This is a genomic window from Streptomyces pratensis (genome assembly GCF_037137275.1).
Classification (GTDB): Bacteria; Actinomycetota; Actinomycetes; order Streptomycetales; family Streptomycetaceae; genus Streptomyces; species Streptomyces pratensis_B.
The window spans coordinates 132,723-152,277 of sequence record NZ_JBBBEN010000098.1 but is presented as its reverse complement, the minus strand read 5'-3'; the positions used below and the strand labels follow the sequence as shown (position 1 = coordinate 152,277).

The window sequence follows — 19,555 nt, the reverse complement described above, 5'->3', positions numbered from 1 at the left end:
CGGGCCAGGCGCCCTTCGCCGTCCCCTTCTGCCGGCGTCGCCGCCTGGCTCCCGCGGCCTGTGCCCCCCGCCGACCGCTGAGAAGACCCCGCTGGGCCGACGTCGCCGCCTGGCCGCGCCCGGGCCCGGGCCCGCCTCCACGGAATCCGGTCTCCGCGGAATCCGGCGCCCGCCGCACGCTCCGGGGAAACGCCTACCGCGCCGGTACCGCGCCGGGGGAGGCCCCCTCAGCTGCCGGTCAGGCCCCGCAGAGCCCGAGACCGCCCACGAGAGCGTCTGCGGGCGGCCCGCAGGGGCTCTGCCACCGTCCCGGAAGAGCCCGCGTCGCGCCCTGGGCCTCGTGCCCTGCGACCGGGACTGTTCGAATACGGGCTGCTCAGAGCCCCTTCTCCACAGATGTGCGAGAAACTTTCCGTCCACAGCCTGGGGACTGGGAAGTTGTCCATATTGCGTCCACAGGGCCCGCTGCCGATACTCCATCAGGCCAGGTCACGTGGTTGGGGATTTGTGGTCAACCGTCATCCACAGCCTGTGGACAGACTTTCCGTCCACAGGGGGTCGGCACGGTTGTCCACCGACGGCCCACAGGCTGGGCCGGGTTGTCCCCAGCTTCTCCACACCCCTGTCCACTGTTCGGCAACGCAACACCCGCTCTCACCGCCCGGAGTGAAAGCCGTCACACCGAGACCCCGGGTTGGGCTGTGGGGAACGTGGGTAAAGCTGGGGACAGGCCTGGGGAGAAGTGGGCCCCTCCTGTGCATCGGGTGTGCAGAACTTTCGTCCGTCCACAGAAAGCCCTGGTTGTCCACGGGCGCCGCCCACAGGGCCGGTGGATAAAAAACCGCCGCTGACCTGCGAAAACGACGTTATCCACGGTATCCACAAGGCCTACTACTACTACCACTCAGAGTTAGCCAGGAATCCGCTTCGAAGTGGGGCCTGTGTACAACTCGACCGGCGACCGCCCCGAAGCTCTTTGCCCGACTTGACCCCGAGCAGCAACGACTGTCGGTGCCGTACGTCAGACTGGACCCCGGAGCCTCCTCAGCCCTCGGCAGGGAGATCCGGTCCAGACGACGAAGGCCAGCAGGGCGAGCGAGCAACAGCAGGAGGCGGTTCCGGTGAAGATCCGGGTGGAGCGCGATGTACTCGCGGAGGCGGTGGCCTGGGTGGCCCGCAGCCTCCCGGCCCGTCCGCCGGCGCCCGTTCTCGCGGGCCTACTGCTGAAGGCGGAGGACGGGGCGCTCAGCTTCTCCAGCTTCGACTACGAGGTCTCCGCCAGGGTCTCCGTCGACGCGGAGATCGACGAGGACGGCACGGTGCTCGTCTCCGGCCGGCTGCTCGCCGACATCTGCCGCGCCCTGCCCAACCGCCCGGTGGAGATCTCCACCGACGGTGTGCGGGCCACGGTGGTCTGCGGCTCCTCGCGGTTCACCCTCCACACCCTGCCGGTGGAGGAGTATCCGGCGCTGCCGCAGATGCCCACCGCCACGGGCACCGTCCCGGGCGAGGTCTTCGCCTCCGCCGCCGCCCAGGTCGCCATCGCCGCGGGCCGCGACGACACGCTGCCGGTGCTCACCGGCGTGCGGATCGAGATCGAGGGCGACACCGTCACCCTCGCCTCCACCGACCGCTACCGCTTCGCGGTCCGCGAGTTCCTGTGGAAGCCGGAGAACCCGGACGCGTCGGCGGTGGCCCTGGTGCCCGCCAAGACGCTCCTGGACACCGCGAAGGCGCTCACCAGCGGTGACACGGTCACCCTGGCGCTCTCCGGCTCCGGCGCGGGCGAGGGCCTGATCGGCTTCGAGGGCGCCGGCCGCCGTACCACCACGCGGCTGCTCGAGGGCGACCTGCCGAAGTACCGCACGCTCTTCCCCACCGAGTTCAACTCGGTCGCGGTGATCGAGACGGCTCCCTTCGTCGAGGCCGTCAAGCGTGTGGCCCTGGTCGCCGAGCGCAACACCCCCGTCCGGCTCAGCTTCGAGCAGGGCGTGCTCATCCTGGAGGCCGGCTCCAGCGACGACGCACAGGCTGTGGAGCGCGTCGACTCGGTGCTGGAGGGCGACGACATCTCGATCGCCTTCAACCCGACCTTCCTGCTGGACGGCCTGAGCGCGATCGACTCCCCGGTCGCCCAGCTCTCGTTCACCACGTCGACCAAGCCCGCCCTGCTCAGCGGGCGCCCGGCCGTCGACGCCGAGGCGGACGACGCGTACAAGTACCTGATCATGCCGGTGCGCCTCTCCGGCTGACCCGGCCGTCCGGGGCACGCACCTTCGGCAGTCCTCAGCGGGCCCGCTCGGCGCGGAGCGGGCCCGCCCTGCTGCCGTCCGCCGGGCGTAGGCTCGGTCCTGGGCACACACGCCCCGACGCTTATCGCCACGACGCTTAAGGAATCTCTGATGGAGCTCGGACTCGTCGGCCTCGGCAAGATGGGCGGCAACATGCGCGAGCGCATCCGCCGCGCAGGCCACACCGTCATCGGTTATGACCGCAACCCGGACGTCGCCGATGTCCACAGTCTCGAAGAGCTGGTCGGCAGGTTGAAGGGCCCGCGGGTCGTGTGGGTCATGGTCCCGGCCGGCGCCGCGACGCAGTCCACGATCGACGAGCTGGCCGAGCTGCTCTCGCCCGGCGACGTCGTGGTCGACGGCGGGAACTCGCGCTGGACCGACGACGAGAAGCACGGGGCCGAGCTGGGCCGCAAGGACATCGGCTTCGTCGACTGCGGCGTCTCCGGCGGCGTCTGGGGCCTGGAGAACGGCTACGCCCTGATGTACGGCGGCGACGCCGAGAACGTCGCGAAGGTCCAGCCGGTCTTCGACGCGCTGAAGCCCGAGGGGGACTTCGGCTCGGTCCACGCGGGCAAGATCGGCGCGGGCCACTTCGCGAAGATGGTTCACAACGGCATCGAGTACGCCATGATGCAGGCGTATGCCGAGGGCTGGGAGCTGCTGGAGAAGGTCGACTCCGTCACCGACGTGCGCGAGGTCTTCCGCTCCTGGCAGGAGGGCACGGTCATCCGGTCCTGGCTGCTCGACCTCGCGGTCAACGCCCTGGACGACGACGAGCACCTGGAGAAGCTCCGGGGCTTCGCCGCCGACTCGGGCGAGGGCCGCTGGACGGTGGAGGCCGCGATCGACAACGCGGTGCCGCTGCCCGCGATCACGGCGTCCCTGTTCGCCCGGTTCGCCTCGCGTCAGGACGACTCGCCGCAGATGAAGATGATCGCCGCGCTGCGCAATCAGTTCGGCGGCCACGCGGTCGAGTCCAAGAGCGAGAACTGATCGACACGTCGGCCACGCGCCAACGTGACACACCTGCGAAGCACTGCCGGGAGAGGTCGGCCACCATGCACGTCACCCATCTCTCACTGGCCGACTTCCGCTCGTACGCCCGGGTCGAGGTCCCTCTCGACCCGGGCGTCACCGCGTTCGTGGGCGCCAACGGGCAGGGCAAGACCAACCTCGTCGAGGCCGTCGGCTATCTCGCCGCCCTCGGCAGCCACCGGGTCTCCTCCGACGCCCCGCTGGTCCGCATGGGCGCGGAGCGTGCCGTCATCCGTGCCGCGGTCACCCAGGGCGAGCGGTCCCAGCTGATCGAGCTGGAGCTGAACCCCGGCCGGGCCAATCGGGCCAGGATCAACCGGTCCTCGCAGGTCAGACCGCGTGACGTGCTGGGGATCGTGCGGACAGTGCTGTTCGCGCCCGAGGACCTGGCGCTGGTCAAGGGCGACCCCGGCGAGCGGCGGCGGTTCCTGGACGAGCTGGTCACCGCGCGCTCGCCCCGGATGGCGGGGGTCCGCTCCGACTACGAGCGGGTGCTCAAGCAGCGCAACACCCTGCTGAAGTCCGCGGCGATGGCCCGTCGGCACGGCGGCCGCTCGATGGACCTGTCCACCCTGGACGTCTGGGACCAGCATCTGGGCCGGGTGGGCGCCGAGCTGCTCGCGCAGCGTCTGGACCTGATCGCCACGCTGCGGCCGCTGGCCGACAAGGCCTATGGGGACGTCGCGCCGGGCGGCGGCCCGGTGACCCTGGAGTACCGCAGCTCCGTGGGCGAGGACGTGGGCTCGGCGCGGAGCCGTGAGGAGCTGTACGAGCAGGTGATCGCCGCGCTCGCCGGCGTCCGCAAGCAGGAGATCGAGCGCGGGGTGACGCTCGTCGGCCCGCACCGCGACGACCTGGTGCTCGGACTGCGCTCCATGCCGGCGAAGGGGTACGCGAGCCACGGTGAGTCCTGGTCGTACGCGCTGGCCCTGCGGCTGGCCTCGTACGAGCTGCTGCGCGCAGAGGGCAACGAGCCGGTGCTGGTCCTGGACGACGTATTCGCCGAGCTGGACGACCGCCGCCGGGAACGCCTGGCGGAGCTGGTGGCGCCCGGCGAGCAGGTGCTGGTGACGGCCGCGGTGGCCCAGGACGTCCCGGGTGTGCTGGCGGGGGCGCGGTACGCGGTGTCCGCGGGCGAGGTGGAGCGGGCATGACCGGCCGGGGCGAGCACACGGCCAGGCCGGCGTCTGGCGGGGGCGCCGAGGCCTCGGACCCTGCGGGCGCTCCCGGGACGGCGGACCGTCCCCGGGGTGCGGCGCGCTCGGGCGGAGGACCGGCCGGGGCGGGCGGTGGCCGGCGGGCCGGGGCCGCGGAGGGCGCGTCGGACCCGGCCGCCGCCGGGACCCGGAAACCGCCGGAGGCGGCCGGGGTCGATCTGGCCCGCGTCGCGCTGCGGGCGGCGAAGGAGCAGGCGAGGGCGCGGGGCACGGCGGCGCAGCAGCGGAAGCAGGCCCGACGCGGGGGCGGGCTGCGTTCCGGGGCGCGCTCGGACGGCCGCGACCCGCAGCGGCTGGGCTCCGCGATCAACCGGCTGATCACCGAGCGCGGCTGGGAGACGCCCGCCGCGGTGGGCGGGGTGATGGGGCGGTGGCCGCAGATCGTCGGCGACGATCTCGCGAAGCACTGCGTTCCGGTGCGGTACGACGACGACCCGGGGGCCCGGGTGCTGACGGTGAGCTGTGACTCCACGGCCTGGGCGACCCAGCTCCGGCTGCTGGCCCCGCAGCTGGTGGCCCGGCTGAACGCGGACCTGGGGCAGGGCACCGTACGGATGATCAAAGTGGTCGGTCCTGCGGGTCCGGAGCGCCGGTACGGGCCGCTGCGGGCGCCGGGCAGCACGGGCCCGGGAGACACCTACGGGTGAGGCCGTCGGCGGCTGACGGGGGCGGTGTCGACCGGGTCGCCGCCCCGCCTGCCTGAGCTGCGCTTTTGGCTTAAAATTGTCGTGTACCAGACGGCCGCGGGGGTGGGTTCCGCATGGTCGGCGCCCCGGGGGGCCGGGGGGTGCGGCGGGGGTGTCCCTCACCGTAGCGGGAGGTTGACAGGCCGAAGCGCTCAAAGCCCTTCAGGGCCTCTTGGGGGCCCGTCCCGGATATGGGGAGTCGTTAGCCGCTCGTTCAGGGCGGCACATGCGGACTCAGGCACCGGCAAACCCCCATTCATGTCAGAGCTACCGGTAGACTGAGCAGTAATCCCGCAAGTAAGGCGGGAGTCGTCGATACAAGCCGAACGACGCAGCCGCTCCCGCCTGCCGGAGAACGGCCTGTGCTGTGCCAGAAAGGGCGCTTCGTGGCCGATTCCGGCAACCCCAACGAGAACATTCCGTCCGCGGTCGGTGAGGCGGGCGAGGTCACCGCCTCGTACGACGCCAGTGCGATCACCGTGCTGGAAGGGCTGGACGCGGTCCGCAAGCGGCCTGGCATGTACATCGGCTCGACCGGTGAGAGAGGCCTGCACCACCTCGTGCAGGAGGTCGTCGACAACTCGGTCGACGAGGCGATGGCCGGTCACGCGGACACCATCGACGTCACGATCCTCGCCGACGGCGGGGTGCGTGTGATCGACAACGGCCGGGGCATCCCCGTCGGCATCGTGCCGTCCGAGGGCAAGCCGGCCGTCGAGGTCGTGCTGACCGTCCTGCACGCCGGCGGCAAGTTCGGCGGCGGCGGCTACGCCGTCTCCGGCGGTCTGCACGGTGTCGGCGTCTCCGTCGTCAACGCTCTGTCCACCCGTGTCTCCGTCGAGGTCAAGACCGACGGACACCGCTGGACCCAGGACTACAAGCTCGGCGTCCCGACCGCCCCCCTGGCCCAGCACGAGGCCACGGAGGAGACCGGCACGTCGGTCACCTTCTGGGCCGACGGGGACATCTTCGAGACGACCGAGTACAGCTTCGAGACCCTCTCGCGCCGCTTCCAGGAGATGGCGTTCCTCAACAAGGGCCTCACCCTCAAGCTCACCGACGAGCGTGAGTCCGCGAAGGCGACGGCGGGCGCGGACAGCGCCGACGCGGTCGAGCCCGCCGCGGAGGAGGCCGTCCGCACGGTCACGTACCACTACGAAAACGGCATCGTCGATTTCGTGAAGTACCTGAACTCCCGCAAGGGCGACGTCATCCACCAGTCGGTGATCGACATCGAGGCCGAGGACAAGGAGCGACTCCTCTCGGCCGAGATCGCCATGCAGTGGAACACGCAGTACACCGAGGGCGTCTACTCCTTCGCCAACGCGATCCACACGCACGAGGGCGGCACGCACGAGGAGGGCTTCCGTGCGGCGCTGACCTCGCTGGTCAACCGGTACGCGCGCGAGAAGAAGCTGCTGCGCGAGAAGGACGACAACCTCACCGGTGAGGACGTCCGCGAGGGTCTCACCGCGATCATCTCGGTGAAGCTGGGCGAGCCCCAGTTCGAGGGTCAGACGAAGACCAAGCTGGGCAACACGGAGGCCAAGACCTTCGTGCAGAAGGTGGTCCACGAGCAGCTGACGGACTGGTTCGACCGGAACCCCAACGAGGCCGCCGACATCATCCGCAAGGGCATCGCCGCCTCGACCGCCCGTGTGGCGGCCCGCAAGGCGCGCGACCTGACCCGGCGCAAGGGGCTCCTGGAGAGCGCCTCGCTGCCCGGCAAGCTCAGCGACTGCCAGTCGAACGACCCCACCAAGTGCGAGATCTTCATCGTCGAGGGTGACTCCGCCGGCGGTTCGGCGAAGTCCGGCCGCAACCCGATGTACCAGGCGATCCTGCCCATCCGCGGCAAGATCCTGAACGTCGAGAAGGCCCGGATCGACAAGATCCTCCAGAACACCGAGGTCCAGGCGCTGATCTCGGCCTTCGGCACCGGGGTCCACGAGGACTTCGACATCGAGAAGCTCCGCTATCACAAGATCATCCTGATGGCGGACGCCGACGTCGACGGTCAGCACATCAACACCCTGCTGCTGACCTTCCTCTTCCGCTTCATGCGGCCGCTGGTGGAGGCGGGGCACGTCTACCTCTCGCGCCCGCCGCTCTACAAGATCAAGTGGGGCCGGGACGATTTCGAGTACGCGTACTCGGACCGCGAGCGCGACGCCCTCGTCGACCTCGGCAAGCAGAACGGCAAGCGGATCAGGGAAGACTCGATCCAGCGCTTCAAGGGCCTCGGCGAGATGAACGCCGAAGAGCTGCGCGTCACGACCATGGACGTCGACCACCGGGTCCTCGGCCAGGTCACGCTGGACGACGCGGCGCAGGCCGACGACCTGTTCTCGGTGCTGATGGGCGAGGACGTCGAGGCGCGGCGCTCGTTCATCCAGCGCAACGCCAAGGACGTCCGCTTCCTCGACATCTGAGTCGGCCGTACCCGCGACGCCGCAGCTCGAAAGGACTTTGACCAGCAATGGCCGACGAGAACACCCCCGTGACACCTGAACCCGTGATGCCGGAAGAGGAAGCCGCGATCCCCGGTGTGGGCATGCGCGTAGAGCCCGTCGGGCTCGAGACGGAGATGCAGCGCTCCTACCTCGACTACGCGATGTCCGTCATCGTCTCGCGTGCGCTGCCCGACGTGCGGGACGGCCTCAAGCCCGTCCACCGCCGGGTGCTGTACGCGATGTACGACGGCGGCTACCGCCCCGAGAAGGGCTTCTACAAGTGCGCCCGCGTCGTCGGCGACGTCATGGGCACGTACCACCCGCACGGCGACTCCTCCATCTACGACGCCCTGGTGCGCCTCGCGCAGCACTGGTCGATGCGCATGCCGCTGGTGGACTCCAACGGCAACTTCGGTTCCCCGGGCAACGACCCGGCCGCGGCCATGCGGTACACCGAGTGCAAGATGATGCCGCTGTCCATGGAGATGGTCCGGGACATCGACGAGGAGACCGTCGACTTCCAGGACAACTACGACGGCCGCAACCAGGAGCCGACGGTCCTGCCGGCGCGGTTCCCGAACCTGCTGGTCAACGGCTCCGCGGGCATCGCGGTCGGCATGGCGACCAACATCCCGCCGCACAACCTGCGCGAGGTCGCCGCCGGCGCCCAGTGGTACCTGGAGCACCCCGAGGCCTCCCACGAGGAGCTGCTCGACGCGCTGATGGAGCGCATCAAGGGCCCCGACTTCCCGACCGGCGCGCTCGTCGTGGGCCGCAAGGGCATCGAGGAGGCCTACCGGACCGGCCGCGGCTCCATCACGATGCGCGCGGTCGTGGCGGTCGAGGAGATCCAGGGCCGCCAGTGCCTGGTCGTCACGGAGCTTCCGTACCAGACCAACCCCGACAACCTCGCGCAGAAGATCGCCGACCTGGTCAAGGACGGCAAGGTCGGCGGGATCGCGGACGTCCGGGACGAGACCTCCTCGCGCACCGGCCAGCGCCTGGTCGTCGTGCTCAAGCGGGACGCGGTCGCCAAGGTCGTCCTGAACAACCTCTACAAGCACACCGACCTCCAGTCGAACTTCGGCGCCAACATGCTGGCGCTCGTCGACGGGGTGCCGCGCACGCTGTCGATCGACGCGTTCATCCGCCACTGGGTGACGCACCAGATCGAGGTCATCGTCCGGCGGACGAAGTTCCGGCTGCGCAAGGCGGAGGAGCGGGCGCACATCCTGCGCGGCCTCCTCAAGGCCCTGAACGCCATCGACGAGGTCATCGCCCTCATCCGGCGCAGCAACACGGTGGAGATCGCGCGCGAGGGCCTGATGGGCCTCCTGGAGATCGACGAGCTCCAGGCGAACGCGATCCTGGAGATGCAGCTGCGCCGGCTGGCCGCGCTGGAGCACCAGAAGATCACCGCCGAGCACGACGAGCTCCAGGCCAAGATCAACGAGTACAACGAGATCCTGTCCTCGCCCGCGAAGCAGCGTTCGATCGTGAGCGAGGAGCTGGCGGCGATCGTCGACAAGTTCGGCGACGACCGGCGCTCCAAGCTGGTGCCCTTTGACGGCGACATGTCCATCGAGGACCTGATCGCCGAGGAGGACATCGTCGTCACGATCTCCCGTGGCGGCTATGTGAAGCGCACGAAGACGGACGACTACCGGTCACAGAAGCGCGGCGGCAAGGGCGTGCGCGGGACGAAGCTCAAGGAAGACGACATCGTCGACCACTTCTTCGTCTCGACGACGCACCACTGGCTGCTGTTCTTCACCAACAAGGGCCGGGTCTACCGGGCCAAGGCCTACGAGCTCCCGGACGCGGGACGGGACGCGCGCGGCCAGCACGTCGCCAACCTGCTGGCCTTCCAGCCGGACGAGAAGATCGCCCAGATCCTGGCGATCCGCGACTACGAGGCCGCGCCGTACCTGATCCTGGCGACTAAGGGCGGTCTGGTGAAGAAGACCGCGCTCAAGGACTACGACTCCCCGCGCTCCGGCGGCGTCATCGCGATCAACCTGCGCGAGACCCCGGCCGGCGGCGACGACGAGCTGATCGGCGCCGAGCTGGTGTCGGCCGAGGACGACCTGCTGCTCATCAGCAGGAAGGCGCAGTCGATCAGGTTCACCGCGACGGACGACGCGCTGCGCCCCATGGGCCGGGCGACCTCCGGCGTCAAGGGGATGAGTTTCCGCGAAGGCGACGAGCTGCTCTCGATGAATGTGGTGCGGACCGGTACGTTCGTGTTCACTGCCACCGACGGCGGGTACGCGAAGCGGACCCCTGTCGACGAGTACCGCGTCCAGGGCCGCGGCGGCCTCGGCATCAAGGCCGCCAAGATCGTGGAGGACCGCGGGTCGCTCGTCGGGGCGCTGGTGGTCGAGGAGACGGACGAGATCCTCGCCATCACGCTCGGCGGCGGTGTGATTCGCACGCGAGTCAATGAAGTCAGGGAGACGGGCCGTGACACCATGGGCGTCCAACTGATCAATCTGGGCAAGCGGGATGCCGTCGTCGGCATCGCGCGCAACGCCGAGGCCGGTCGCGAGGCGGAAGAGGTCGATGGGGCCGATGACGCCGACGGCGAGACGGCCGAGGTCCACGCCGAGAGCGTGGTAGAGGGCATTGTCGAGGGCACGGAGCCCTCGACCGGGGAGCACGAGGAGTAGAGCGTGAGTGGAGCCACGGGCGCCGGTTCGGCCGCTTCCGGATCAGGGGCGAACGGTGCCCGTGGCCCTGCTGCGGACTCCCAAGGGGGCACGGTGACGGACACACGAGGGCCTCAGCCCCGATACGAGGGCTACGCGACCGGGCCGCTGCCCGGCGAGCGTGAGCCCGAGGGGCCGGCGGGCCCCTACCACCCGCCGCAGGCGTACGAAGCGCCCGACGGCGGCACGCAGGGCGGCGGAGCCCAGGCGACGCGCAAGCCGCGTACGGGCGCGCGGACCACTCCGCGTACCCGCAAGGCGCGTCTGCGGGTGGCCAAGGCCGACCCGTGGTCGGTGATGAAGGTCAGCTTCCTGCTGTCGATCGCGCTGGGCATCTGCACGGTGGTGGCGTCGGCCGTGCTGTGGATGGTCATGGACGCGATGGGCGTCTTCGAGACCGTCGGCGGCACGATCAGCGAGGCCACCGGCTCCAACGAGAGCAACGGCTTCGATCTGCAGTCGTTCCTGTCGCTGCCGCGGGTGCTCGTCTTCACGTCGGTCATCGCCGTGATCGACGTGGTGCTGGCCACCGCGCTGGCGACGCTGGGCGCTTTCATCTACAACCTTTCGGCCGGCTTCGTGGGCGGTGTCGAGCTCACGCTGGCCGAGGACGAGTAGCGCGCCGGGCATCGATTTTGGGACTGGCCCCGACGTGCGCTAATCTTCAGAAGTCAGCGCGACAGCGCGGCGGGGCTATAGCTCAGTTGGTTAGAGCGCATCCCTGATAAGGATGAGGCCACAGGTTCAAATCCTGTTAGCCCCACCGGAACGAAGGTCACCGACTCGGATCGAGTCGGTGACCTTCTTCGTTTGCGGGTGGCCAGTGAGGGGGCGGATGTGGGGTCGTCGGAGCTGCTCATCGTTCTGGACCGGGACAGCGCCACACCCTTGCAGCAGCAGGTGTGCGACCAGGTCACCCTGCTGGTGCGGTCGGGGCAGTTGCGGCCCGGTGACGCCGTGCCCGCCTCCCGGGAGCTCGCCCTCCAGCTCGGTGTCTCCCGGACCGTCGTCCTGCGCGCCTACGAACTGCTCCGGGCCAACGGCATCCTCACCGCGCGGCGCGGCTCCGGTACGCGCGTCGCCGGGACCGCGGGGGCGACGGGCGGCGCGGCCGCCGAGGGACGGAGCGCGGCCCCCGCCCCTCTCGCGCCGCGGCCGCCCCGGTCCACGGAGGACGGCGACGTCCTGTGGCAGCCCTGGGAGCCGGCGCCCGCCCACCACCCGGGCGGCGGGATCGACTTCCGGCACGGCACGCCCGCGCTCGCCGACTTCCCCGTGGCGCGCTGGCTCCAGTCGTTGCAGGAGGCCTACGGGCGGGCCGACGCCGCCGCGCTCGGGTACGGGCCGGCCGAGGGCGCGCCCGCGCTGCGCACCGAGATCGCCACGCTGGTGCGGCAGAGCCGGGCCCTGGACGCCTCCGCCGACCGGATCATGGTCACCGGAGGGGCCACCCAGGCCATGGACATCCTTCTGGTAGAGGCTGGGGACGACGAAGACGCCCCGCTCGGCGATGGTTTCGAGCACCGCGTCGTCGGCGTAGGTGGCGTGGTCGATGACGTCGACCCCGGCGGCCAGCGCGTTGCGGATGCCGGCGAGCCCGCGGGAATGGGCCCGGACCCGGGCGCCGTCTCCGTGCGCCGTACGGGTGGCGATCACCAGCTCCTCTGCGGTGAAGAGCAGTTCGTGGGAGCGGCCGTTCGGGAAGGTGTCGTCGCCCGACGAGAAGACCTTGACGATCTCAGCGCCCTGGGGCCGCGAGCTGTCTGCCCGGCGCCCGGCTGCTGGGGCGGGACAGCGGCCTCCAGGCCTACCTCGAACTCCCCGGCCACGTCGACGAACAGGTCTTGGTGCGGGCCGCCCGGCACCACTCGGTGCTGGTGCGCGGCGGCCGCTTCTACACCCTGACGGACACCACGCGGCCCCCGGCCCTGGTGGTCAGCTACGCCGCGGTGAACTCCGTCGCCCTGGCCCGGGGCTTCGACGCGCTGGGCGCCGCCTACCGCGAGTGGCAGGCGCGCGCAGGCGCCCGCCGGGGTGAGAGGGCGCGCGAAAAGGCCCCCGTCCGGTGTGAACCGGACCGGGGCCCCGGAGTGCGGTGGCGCCGGGCTCAGGGGGGTGGCACCGGGGAGTCGCCTGCCGGGGCTGCGTGGCGGGGGCGGGCCGTGTCGGTGGCGCCGGTGCTGCCCGCCGGGTCGGCCGACAGCTGACGTGCCGTCGGGGAGGAGCCGTGTGCCTCCGCGCGGATGCGCTGCTTCATCGTCGGAGGCAGGGCCCGGTCACGCGGAAGGGTCCATCGCACCGAAGGGGCGGTCGCGGTTGCCGCGGTGGCCTCCGTGTGCTCCTGGGGCGTGGCGCCCGGCCGCGCCGCGGCGTGCGCCGCGGGGGCCGTGGCGGTGGCGAGGCCGAGCGAGGCCAGGAGGGCGAAGAAGGCGGTGATGAAGGCGGTCCACAGGTTCTTGGGCTGGAAGGTGCTCATGGCCCCTCGCTTTCGGACGGTCCGGTCGCTGACTCCTCGATGATGGGGAGGCGGGCCGCGATTCCCGGGACCGACGCCCACGCTGCGCCGATCTTCAGATGAACACCACTCGTATGGTGCAACCGGAGTGGACGGGCTCTCGCAGGCGGTCGAAAGGGGGCTCGGCGAGGCCGTCCGGGGGCCGTGACCGGGCTGATCGAGGGTTTCGGGCAGGTCACCGATCGGTATCGGCCGGTGTGTATAGTCGGCGGCAGAAGGCCCCTATGCCAAGGAAAGACGAGGTCGCGCGGTGAAGAAGCTTCTCCTGGTCGCACTGGCCGCCATCGGCGGGCTCCTCGTGTACCGCCAGATCCAGGCGGATCGCGCCGAGCAGGATCTGTGGACGGAGGCTACCGACTCCGTGCCCGCAGGTTCGGGTGTGTGAGACGGCACAGTCTGTTACGGGCCCCGGTCGCTGAGCGGCCGGGGCTTCGTGCTGTCCGGGACCGGCCCCTCGGCGCAGGCGCCGCGCCCGCCGTGCGGGTGCGGCCCGTCGGTGGACGACCGCTCCCGCCCTTGTCTTCACGGAAGCGAAAGATTAGCTTGCTGAAGCAAAGAGGGCGACGGGGCCGGAGGCGGCCGGCCGAGGCGCCGGGGCCCGGGACAGCGGCGGTGCGGGCGGGGCAGGATGGACCGGCGTCGTGGCCGCCGCCCAAGGGGACGCCCCGGCCGGGCGGCGGGGACCGCTCCACCGGAGGCCGCCGCGGCGCGGCCGCCGCGCCGGGAGGGGCCGGCGCGTGAGGACGACGAGGGGGAGCGCGTGAAGAGGCAGCGCAGCAGGGTCCGGGCGGTACTGGCGGCGGTACTGGCGGCGGTGTGCGTGGGGACGGCGGCGCCGGGGCAGGCACGGGCGGCCGGCCCGGGGACGTACGCCTTCGACCCCGACGCCACGTCGGTGCAGGGCGCCACCGCCAACGCCGAGGCCTCCGAACTGGACGAGGGCGTCGCCTACCGCAGCACGATCAGGCGGGGCGAGAAGCTCTACTACCGGGTCACCCTGGACGACGACTCGCCCGCCTACGTCTCGGCGGTCGCCGTGCCCGGCGACAGCGGCCCGGTCGCCTACGGCGACGGCATCACCGTCAGCCTCCGGGACCTCGACGACACCCGGTGCGGCTCCCAGCGCGCGACCTTCGGCTCGGGCGGATACGCGCGCCCGATCACGGCGTACGCCTCCCGGATGCCGAAGGAAGGCAGCACTGTCTGCCAGCAGGGCGGGGTGTACGACGTCCTCGTCGAGCGCGAGAGCAAGGCGACGTCCGACACGGCGGCCTGGGACCTGGAGCTGCGCTTCCTCAAGGAGCCCCGGCCGAGGAGCGGGGCGTCGCTGCCGACCGAGGGGCCGGAGAGCTGGCCGTCGGCCGCGCCCGAGCCGCCGGCGGAGAAGCCGCAGAAGCGGTCCGGCGGCGCCGGCTACTTCGAGGCGACCGGCCTGGAGAGCGGCCAGTGGAAGGACGCCGTCGAACCGGGGCAGACCCGCTTCTACCGGGTGCCGGTGGACTGGGGCCAGCAACTCCACGCCACCGCCCGGCTCTCCAACAGCCCCGACGGCACCACGGAGTTCGTGGGCAACGCGCTCACCCTGTCGCTGGACAACCCGGCCGGGGGGAACGTTGCCGACGCCTCGCTCTCGTACTCCGGAAAGCCCACCACGACGTCGCTGAGGTCCCTCCCGCCGGTGGCCTACCGGAACAGGTTCGCGTCCTCGGCCCACGTCGGCGCGATGCGCTTCGCGGGCTGGTACTACCTGTCGGTGTCCCTCAGCCCCGAGCTGAAGCAGGCCTACGGCGGCGAGCCGATCCCCCTGGAGCTGGTGGTCCAGGTGGAGAACGACGCCACGGAGTCCCCGTACGAGGAGGGCGGCGGCGTCTTCGGCGTCACCGACCGGGACAAGGAGATGGCCAGGGAGGGCCAGAAGGCGGCGGACGCCCAGGAGGGCGGCGCCATGGCGCTGGTGGCCGCCACCGGCATCGGTCTCGGCTCCGTGCTGGTGCTGGGGCTCGGCGCCTGGACGCTGCTGGCCCGCCGCCGCGCCGCACAGGCCCCCGCGGCGGCCGCGGACTCCTCCGGCCCCGGCGGCCACCGGCAGCCGCCGCCCGGAGGGCCGCCGCGGCAGGGCTGGTGACGGCCGGGCCCGTCACATCCGCGTCAGCGCCCAGAAGCCGACCGCGAAGCAGACCAGCGCCACCACCAGCACCGGGACCGCCACCTTCAGGGGCGGTCCCGGCCGCGTTCGCCGCACGGGAGCGGACGCGGAGGTGCGGGCGGCGGTGGGCTGGTGCTGCTGCGCCGTGCAGGGCCGGGTGGCCGGCGCGTCCAGCGGCACGCCGGAGGTCGGCGCCAGGGAGAGGTCCACAACCCCGGCGGTGTACGGGGGCGGCACGGTGGGCTGGACGTGCGGCGGGCCTGGGGCCGGCGCGGGCTGCTGGTACGGGGAGTGCGCGGCGGGCGGCGCCTGAGGCTGCTGCCGTTGTCCGGGCGGAGGCGGGGAATGCGGGTGGGGCGGGGGCGCCAGATGGAAGCTGCCGGTCTCCGACATGGAGACGGGAGACCGTGGCGCGGCGGGCGGTTCCTGGGCGGACGTCCGCGGCCCCTGAGCCGGTTGGTGCGGCTGGGGAGCCTTTACGGGGCCGTCGGGGCCGAACCCGGCCGGCAGCGGCCCGATCTGATCGAACACCTCGACCGGCTCGTCGTCGGGGCCCGGCTCCGGCAGCATCTCGACTGCTGCGCTCAGCGCCTTCCGCGCACCCGTCGCGGTCCGGAACCGGGCCTGCGGATCGGGCTGGAGCAGACCGGCGAGAACCTGCCACAGCGGCTCGGGAATGCCCTGCGGAGCGCCCGGCGTACCGTGCGCGGCGAAGTGCTCGACCAGGGCCCGGGCGTCCGGCTTGCGCCCCTGGAGGAGGTAGAGGGCGACCAGGCCGACGGCGAAGAGGTCCGCGGGGAAGTCGGGTTCGGCGCCCATCATCTGCTCGGGTGCGAAGTAACCGGGCGTCCCGACCACGTAGTCGGTCTCGGTCAGCCGGGGCTCTCCCTTGCGCATCGAGATGCCGAAGTCGGAGAGCCGAAGGTGCGGGCGGCCCGTCCCGGTCGCCTCCATCAGGATGTTGGCCGGCTTGATGTCCCGGTGGACGACGCCTTCCGCGTGCACCGTGGACAGCCCCGACAGCAGCTGGTCGAGAAGGAGGCAGACGAAGCGGGGCGGCAACGGGCCGTAGTCGCCGATGACGTGGGCCAGCGAACCGCCGCTCACCAGGTCCATGGTGAACAGGACCTTGTCGTCGTCGGCGGCCCAGCTGGCGGGGGCCAGCACGTGCGGGTGCTCGATGCGCAGCGCCTGTTCGCGGACGAAGCGCAGCAGGGTGTGCGCGTCGCTCTGCTGGAGCACCTTGGCGGCCACGTACCGGCGGCGCCGGTGGTCCCAGGCCCGCCAGACGGCGCCGACCCCGCCACGTCCGATCGGATCGATCAACTCGTACCGACCGGCGAAGACCTCACCCATTGCGCTGTGCCCGCTCCCCGTTCCCGTGGTGGCCGCGGCCTGCTGCCCCGGCCTGCCGCCGGGGCCCGTGCCCGGCCGTCTGTCCTGCCGGTACCAGGGCGCTGCGCCGTACGCCCGGCCCTGGTCCGTCGTCGTTCCGTGGTCCTAGCTCTGATGCCCCTCGTAGTGCGCGACCGCGTCCGCGGTGCGCCCGGCTCCGTACACCCTGAGGAACTCTGCCAGCTCCGGATGGGTCGGGGCGAGGGCGTCCGCGGCGTCGATGATGTCGCCGGCCGCCGCGACCGACCTGAGCAGGGACTGGATCTCGCGCACGACGCGGCGGACGGTGGGGGCGCCGTTGGTGGAGCCGGTCTGGCCGGTGCCGGTGAGGACCGAACCGCCCTGCGACTTCTTGATCTCCTCCATCCGGTCGGCCGCTTCGCCCGCACTGACGCTGCCGTCGGCCACCTGGTTCGCCAGCTCCTGGAGGGCCTGGACGCGCTGGACCACCGCAGGGTTCCCGATCTTGGCCCGCTGGCCGCTCATCAACTGGGAGAGCATCGGAGCGGACAGTCCGAGAACGGCGGCCAGCCGGGCCTGGTTCAACCCGAGATCATCGATCAGCCGACGGAAGAGCGCCCCCAACGGCTCGCCGTACCAACTGCGTTGAAGCTCTCTGGCTCTCGCCGTCGCCTCTTGCTGCGCTGCGTCCATAGCTCTCCCCTTCGCTGCGGCTTCGCTGCTGCGAACCTCGCCGAGCATCTTACGGAGCGTGGTCGTCCGCCGGGAGTCCCTGTCCTTTTGGAGGATTCCGGGGGTGACCCGGTACTCTAGGAGCGCGACGGTGGCCGTGACACGGACGTGTTGGGCGCCGCTTTCGTCTGATGTGGTTCCGGGGCCTTAGCTCAGTTGGTAGAGCGCTGCTTTTGCAAGGCAGATGTCAGGAGTTCGAATCTCCTAGGCTCCACATCGAAGAAGCCCCCCTGGCTTGCCGTGACGCGGGCAGGGGGGCTTTTCCGTGCCCATGGCCCGCCTCGGGGCCCCGGCCGCGGCTGGGGTGCGGTGTCAGTCCACCCGCCCCTGCGCCCCCCTCGGGGCCAAGGGTCCCGCCCGGAGGGGTGGCTACCATGATCACCGCCGTGAGCCGGCCGCGAGGCCCTCACGTCATCCATATCTGACCAATATGGGTACAAGGTGAATAAAATGGGGGAACTGTTTTGCCTGAAAAGATCGTGATAAGTCATGTCTGGGGCAGACGGGAGAGGGAAGCGGAGGACGACACCGGGCGACCCCGGTGGGACGGCGAAGCCGAACTCCTGATCTGCGAGCTGCTGCCCGCGCTCCGGCGCAAGGCCGCGGCCATGGCCCACCCGCCGACCGCCGAGGACATCGTCCAGACGGCGTGCGAACGGCTGCTGATCCGTTCCGCGGAGCTGATGCGGCACCCCAACCCCCGCGCGTACGCCCTGCGCACCGTGGCGACGGTCGCGTACGACCAGCACCGGGCGCGACGCCGGGAGACGCCGGTCGCGGAGGTGCCCGACAGGGCGGTCGCCGACGTGTCCCTGGAACTCTACGAAGCCCAGTGGGAAGTGAGCCGCCTGCTGGGCCGGCTGTCCGACGGGCAGGCCGCCGCCATACGGCTCGTGGACATCGACGGGCACAGCATCGACCACGCGGCGGCCCTCCTGGGGGTGCACCGCGGCACGGTCTCGCGGGCGCGGTGGAGAGGGCTCCGGCGGCTGAACGAGGAGGTCGGCGGCGCCGTCGAGTAGGCGTGCCGACGGCCGGCCGGGCCGGCGGCGCGAAGAATGCCGCCGCCGTTCGCCCCGAGGCCGGGGCCACCAGGCACACTGCATGGATAAACAGTCACACCACCAAAGGACTCAGTCATGATCACGCTGAAGAAGGAAGACGGCCCCGCGGACCTCGGCGGGGTGACCCACCTGTCCATCGGGGTCTCCTGGGACCCGACCGTCGGAAGCAGCGGCGGGCTGATGGGGAAGCTCCGGCAGAAGGCCGGGACGGACCTCGACCTGATCGCCATCGCGTTGCAGGGTGAGGACCCGGTACGCCTGGCCGGCCTGGACTCCCTGGACCCGCTGGGCAACGGCTCGCTGGTGCACAGCGGGGACAACCAGACCGGGCACGGCGACGGCGACGACGAGACGGTGACCGTCGAGTTCGCCCGGGTGCCGTCGAACATCACGGCCATCGTGTTCGTCGCCGCCGCGTACAAGAAGCGCAGCGCCTTCCAGAACGCGCGCAACATCAGCTTCAAGGTGTACGACGCGACGGGCGGCTCCTCGCAGCAGGTGGCCGACATCTGGCCGAGCATGCTCACCCAGGACAACGGCTGCGCCGTGGCGAAGGCGGTCCGCGACGGCGCGAGCTGGAAGCTCCAGGTGATCAACGAGACCGGGAAGATCAAGCAGGGCGACCAGCAGTCCCTGATGCGCTTCGCCGTGACCAGGTAGCGGGGAGCGGACAGCGGCCGGGGGACGTGCTGACCCGCCGCCGTCATGAGGACGGACGGCGCAGAGGCTGACCCGCCGTCACCGCGGGGCGACACGAGGACGCGGCTGTGGACACCGTCGAGGTGACCGCGGCCGCGTTCGTCATGTCCGGGAGCGAAGTGTCCGGGAGCGAAGAAATCTTCTGGGGCGTCATACACCGCAGCCGCCCGGGCCGTTTACAGGATGCGGGGCGGGAACGGCCCTGGAATCCGGCCGAAGCTGCCAGGCCCGCCGGTCCTGAAGGTCGATCCCCACGCCCGCATCCCTTGTTTCCAGCACCTTGGAGTGTAGAGCCATGTTCACGTCCTACGGTCGTTCCGCCGTCGCGGGAGCCGGTGCCGCAGCCGCCGCCGGAGCCCTTCTCCTCGTCGGTGTGGTCATGCCGAACGTCCTCGTCTCCTACTTCGGCTTCAACGCCACGAACGCCGCCGCCGCGTACGGCGCGATCATGACCGGTATGGACATCGCCGCCGCGCTGTCCGTCTTCGGCGGCGTCACCGCGGCCGGCGGCATCGGCCTGTTCCTGCTGAAGAAGGCGGTCGCCGCGGCCGGCAAGAAGGCCGTCGTCAAGTAGCGCCCGCGCAGGGGCCGTCGGGAGAGACGCGGCGGCCCCTGTCCCTCTTGTCCTTTCGGACCATCCACTCACTCGT

Annotated in this window: 16 protein-coding genes and 2 tRNA genes; 15 read left to right on the top strand and 3 right to left on the bottom strand. The window is 71.1% G+C overall.

Annotation, left to right across the window (positions count from 1 at the left end):
• Positions 1 to 1,121 precede the first annotated feature (1,121 nt).
• From dnaN to V9U70_RS24505, 9 genes are all read left to right on the top strand, one after another.
• Positions 1,122 to 2,252 carry a DNA polymerase III subunit beta gene (gene dnaN / locus V9U70_RS24545; protein WP_336678603.1) on the top strand — a complete coding sequence of 377 codons (1,131 nt, stop codon included), beginning with the start codon at positions 1,122 to 1,124 and terminating at the stop codon, positions 2,250 to 2,252.
• A 150-nt stretch (positions 2,253 to 2,402) separates the two neighbouring features.
• Positions 2,403 to 3,287, top strand: coding sequence for a phosphogluconate dehydrogenase (NAD(+)-dependent, decarboxylating) (gnd, locus tag V9U70_RS24540; protein ID WP_336678600.1), 885 nt, complete (start codon positions 2,403 to 2,405; stop codon positions 3,285 to 3,287).
• Positions 3,288 to 3,352: 65 nt separating this feature from the next.
• The gene (recF, locus tag V9U70_RS24535; protein WP_336678598.1) at positions 3,353 to 4,483 is read left to right on the top strand and encodes a DNA replication/repair protein RecF; all 1,131 of its coding nucleotides are present in this window, start codon (positions 3,353 to 3,355) and stop codon (positions 4,481 to 4,483) included.
• Between the two features lie 221 nt (positions 4,484 to 4,704).
• Positions 4,705 to 5,193 (top strand): DciA family protein, encoded by a 489-nt coding sequence (locus V9U70_RS24530; protein WP_336678802.1) that lies wholly within the window; start codon positions 4,705 to 4,707, stop codon positions 5,191 to 5,193.
• 401 nt (positions 5,194 to 5,594) lie between these two features.
• Positions 5,595 to 7,664 (top strand): DNA topoisomerase (ATP-hydrolyzing) subunit B, encoded by a 2,070-nt coding sequence (gene gyrB, locus V9U70_RS24525; RefSeq protein ID WP_336678596.1) that lies wholly within the window; start codon positions 5,595 to 5,597, stop codon positions 7,662 to 7,664.
• 47 nt (positions 7,665 to 7,711) lie between these two features.
• Complete coding sequence (gene gyrA / locus V9U70_RS24520) at positions 7,712 to 10,354, top strand: DNA gyrase subunit A (RefSeq protein WP_336678594.1); 2,643 nt, start codon at positions 7,712 to 7,714, stop codon at positions 10,352 to 10,354.
• Between the two features lie 93 nt (positions 10,355 to 10,447).
• Entirely contained in the window at positions 10,448 to 11,011 is a 564-nt protein-coding gene (locus V9U70_RS24515; protein WP_336678592.1) for a DUF3566 domain-containing protein, read from the top strand.
• 71 nt (positions 11,012 to 11,082) lie between these two features.
• Positions 11,083 to 11,156: transfer RNA gene (locus V9U70_RS24510), tRNA-Ile, on the top strand.
• Between the two features lie 74 nt (positions 11,157 to 11,230).
• Complete coding sequence (locus V9U70_RS24505; protein WP_336678590.1) at positions 11,231 to 12,298, top strand: GntR family transcriptional regulator; 1,068 nt, start codon at positions 11,231 to 11,233, stop codon at positions 12,296 to 12,298.
• A gap of 202 nt (positions 12,299 to 12,500) precedes the next feature.
• On the opposite strand, the gene V9U70_RS24500 is transcribed toward V9U70_RS24505, so the two are convergent.
• Complete coding sequence (locus V9U70_RS24500) at positions 12,501 to 12,869, bottom strand: DUF6344 domain-containing protein (protein WP_336678588.1); 369 nt, start codon at positions 12,867 to 12,869, stop codon at positions 12,501 to 12,503.
• 289 nt (positions 12,870 to 13,158) lie between these two features.
• Here V9U70_RS24500 and V9U70_RS24495 point away from each other — a divergent pair, with 289 nt between their 5' ends.
• Both V9U70_RS24495 and V9U70_RS24490 read left to right on the top strand, forming a co-directional pair.
• The gene (locus V9U70_RS24495; protein WP_003958712.1) at positions 13,159 to 13,293 is read left to right on the top strand and encodes a DLW-39 family protein; all 135 of its coding nucleotides are present in this window, start codon (positions 13,159 to 13,161) and stop codon (positions 13,291 to 13,293) included.
• A 375-nt stretch (positions 13,294 to 13,668) separates the two neighbouring features.
• Positions 13,669 to 15,033: a hypothetical protein gene (locus V9U70_RS24490; protein WP_336678585.1), complete on the top strand. Its 1,365-nt coding sequence runs from the start codon at positions 13,669 to 13,671 to the stop codon at positions 15,031 to 15,033.
• Between the two features lie 12 nt (positions 15,034 to 15,045).
• On the opposite strand, the gene V9U70_RS24485 is transcribed toward V9U70_RS24490, so the two are convergent.
• Together V9U70_RS24485 and V9U70_RS24480 are read right to left on the bottom strand one after the other, a co-directional pair.
• Complete coding sequence (locus V9U70_RS24485; protein ID WP_336678583.1) at positions 15,046 to 16,410, bottom strand: serine/threonine protein kinase; 1,365 nt, start codon at positions 16,408 to 16,410, stop codon at positions 15,046 to 15,048.
• Between the two features lie 144 nt (positions 16,411 to 16,554).
• Positions 16,555 to 17,103 carry a helix-turn-helix domain-containing protein gene (locus V9U70_RS24480; protein ID WP_336678581.1) on the bottom strand — a complete coding sequence of 183 codons (549 nt, stop codon included), beginning with the start codon at positions 17,101 to 17,103 and terminating at the stop codon, positions 16,555 to 16,557.
• 180 nt (positions 17,104 to 17,283) lie between these two features.
• On the opposite strand from V9U70_RS24480, the gene V9U70_RS24475 reads away from it, so the two are divergent.
• The 4 genes from V9U70_RS24475 (at position 17,284) to V9U70_RS24460 (ending at position 19,479) form a co-directional block, all read left to right on the top strand.
• Positions 17,284 to 17,356: transfer RNA gene (locus V9U70_RS24475), tRNA-Ala, on the top strand.
• A 250-nt stretch (positions 17,357 to 17,606) separates the two neighbouring features.
• Positions 17,607 to 18,164, top strand: coding sequence for an RNA polymerase sigma factor (locus tag V9U70_RS24470; RefSeq protein WP_336678580.1), 558 nt, complete (start codon positions 17,607 to 17,609; stop codon positions 18,162 to 18,164).
• 117 nt (positions 18,165 to 18,281) lie between these two features.
• A complete protein-coding gene (locus tag V9U70_RS24465) occupies positions 18,282 to 18,866 on the top strand; it encodes a TerD family protein (protein ID WP_336678578.1) in 585 nt (194 codons plus the stop codon).
• A 334-nt stretch (positions 18,867 to 19,200) separates the two neighbouring features.
• The gene (locus V9U70_RS24460; protein WP_336678577.1) at positions 19,201 to 19,479 is read left to right on the top strand and encodes a hypothetical protein; all 279 of its coding nucleotides are present in this window, start codon (positions 19,201 to 19,203) and stop codon (positions 19,477 to 19,479) included.
• Positions 19,480 to 19,555 lie beyond the last annotated feature (76 nt).

Excerpts from the sequence above, each read along its gene's own strand:
- gnd (WP_336678600.1), top strand. The coding sequence starts at position 2,403 with ATGGAGCTCGGACTCGTCGGCCTCGGCAAGATGGGCGGCAACATGCGC.
- recF (WP_336678598.1), top strand. The coding sequence starts at position 3,353 with ATGCACGTCACCCATCTCTCACTGGCCGACTTCCGCTCGTACGCCCGG.
- gyrA (WP_336678594.1), top strand. The coding sequence starts at position 7,712 with ATGGCCGACGAGAACACCCCCGTGACACCTGAACCCGTGATGCCGGAA.
- V9U70_RS24500 (WP_336678588.1), bottom strand. The coding sequence starts at position 12,869 with ATGAGCACCTTCCAGCCCAAGAACCTGTGGACCGCCTTCATCACCGCC.
- V9U70_RS24485 (WP_336678583.1), bottom strand. The coding sequence starts at position 16,410 with ATGGGTGAGGTCTTCGCCGGTCGGTACGAGTTGATCGATCCGATCGGA.
- V9U70_RS24480 (WP_336678581.1), bottom strand. The coding sequence starts at position 17,103 with ATGGACGCAGCGCAGCAAGAGGCGACGGCGAGAGCCAGAGAGCTTCAA.
- V9U70_RS24465 (WP_336678578.1), top strand. The coding sequence starts at position 18,282 with ATGATCACGCTGAAGAAGGAAGACGGCCCCGCGGACCTCGGCGGGGTG.
- V9U70_RS24460 (WP_336678577.1), top strand. The coding sequence starts at position 19,201 with ATGTTCACGTCCTACGGTCGTTCCGCCGTCGCGGGAGCCGGTGCCGCA.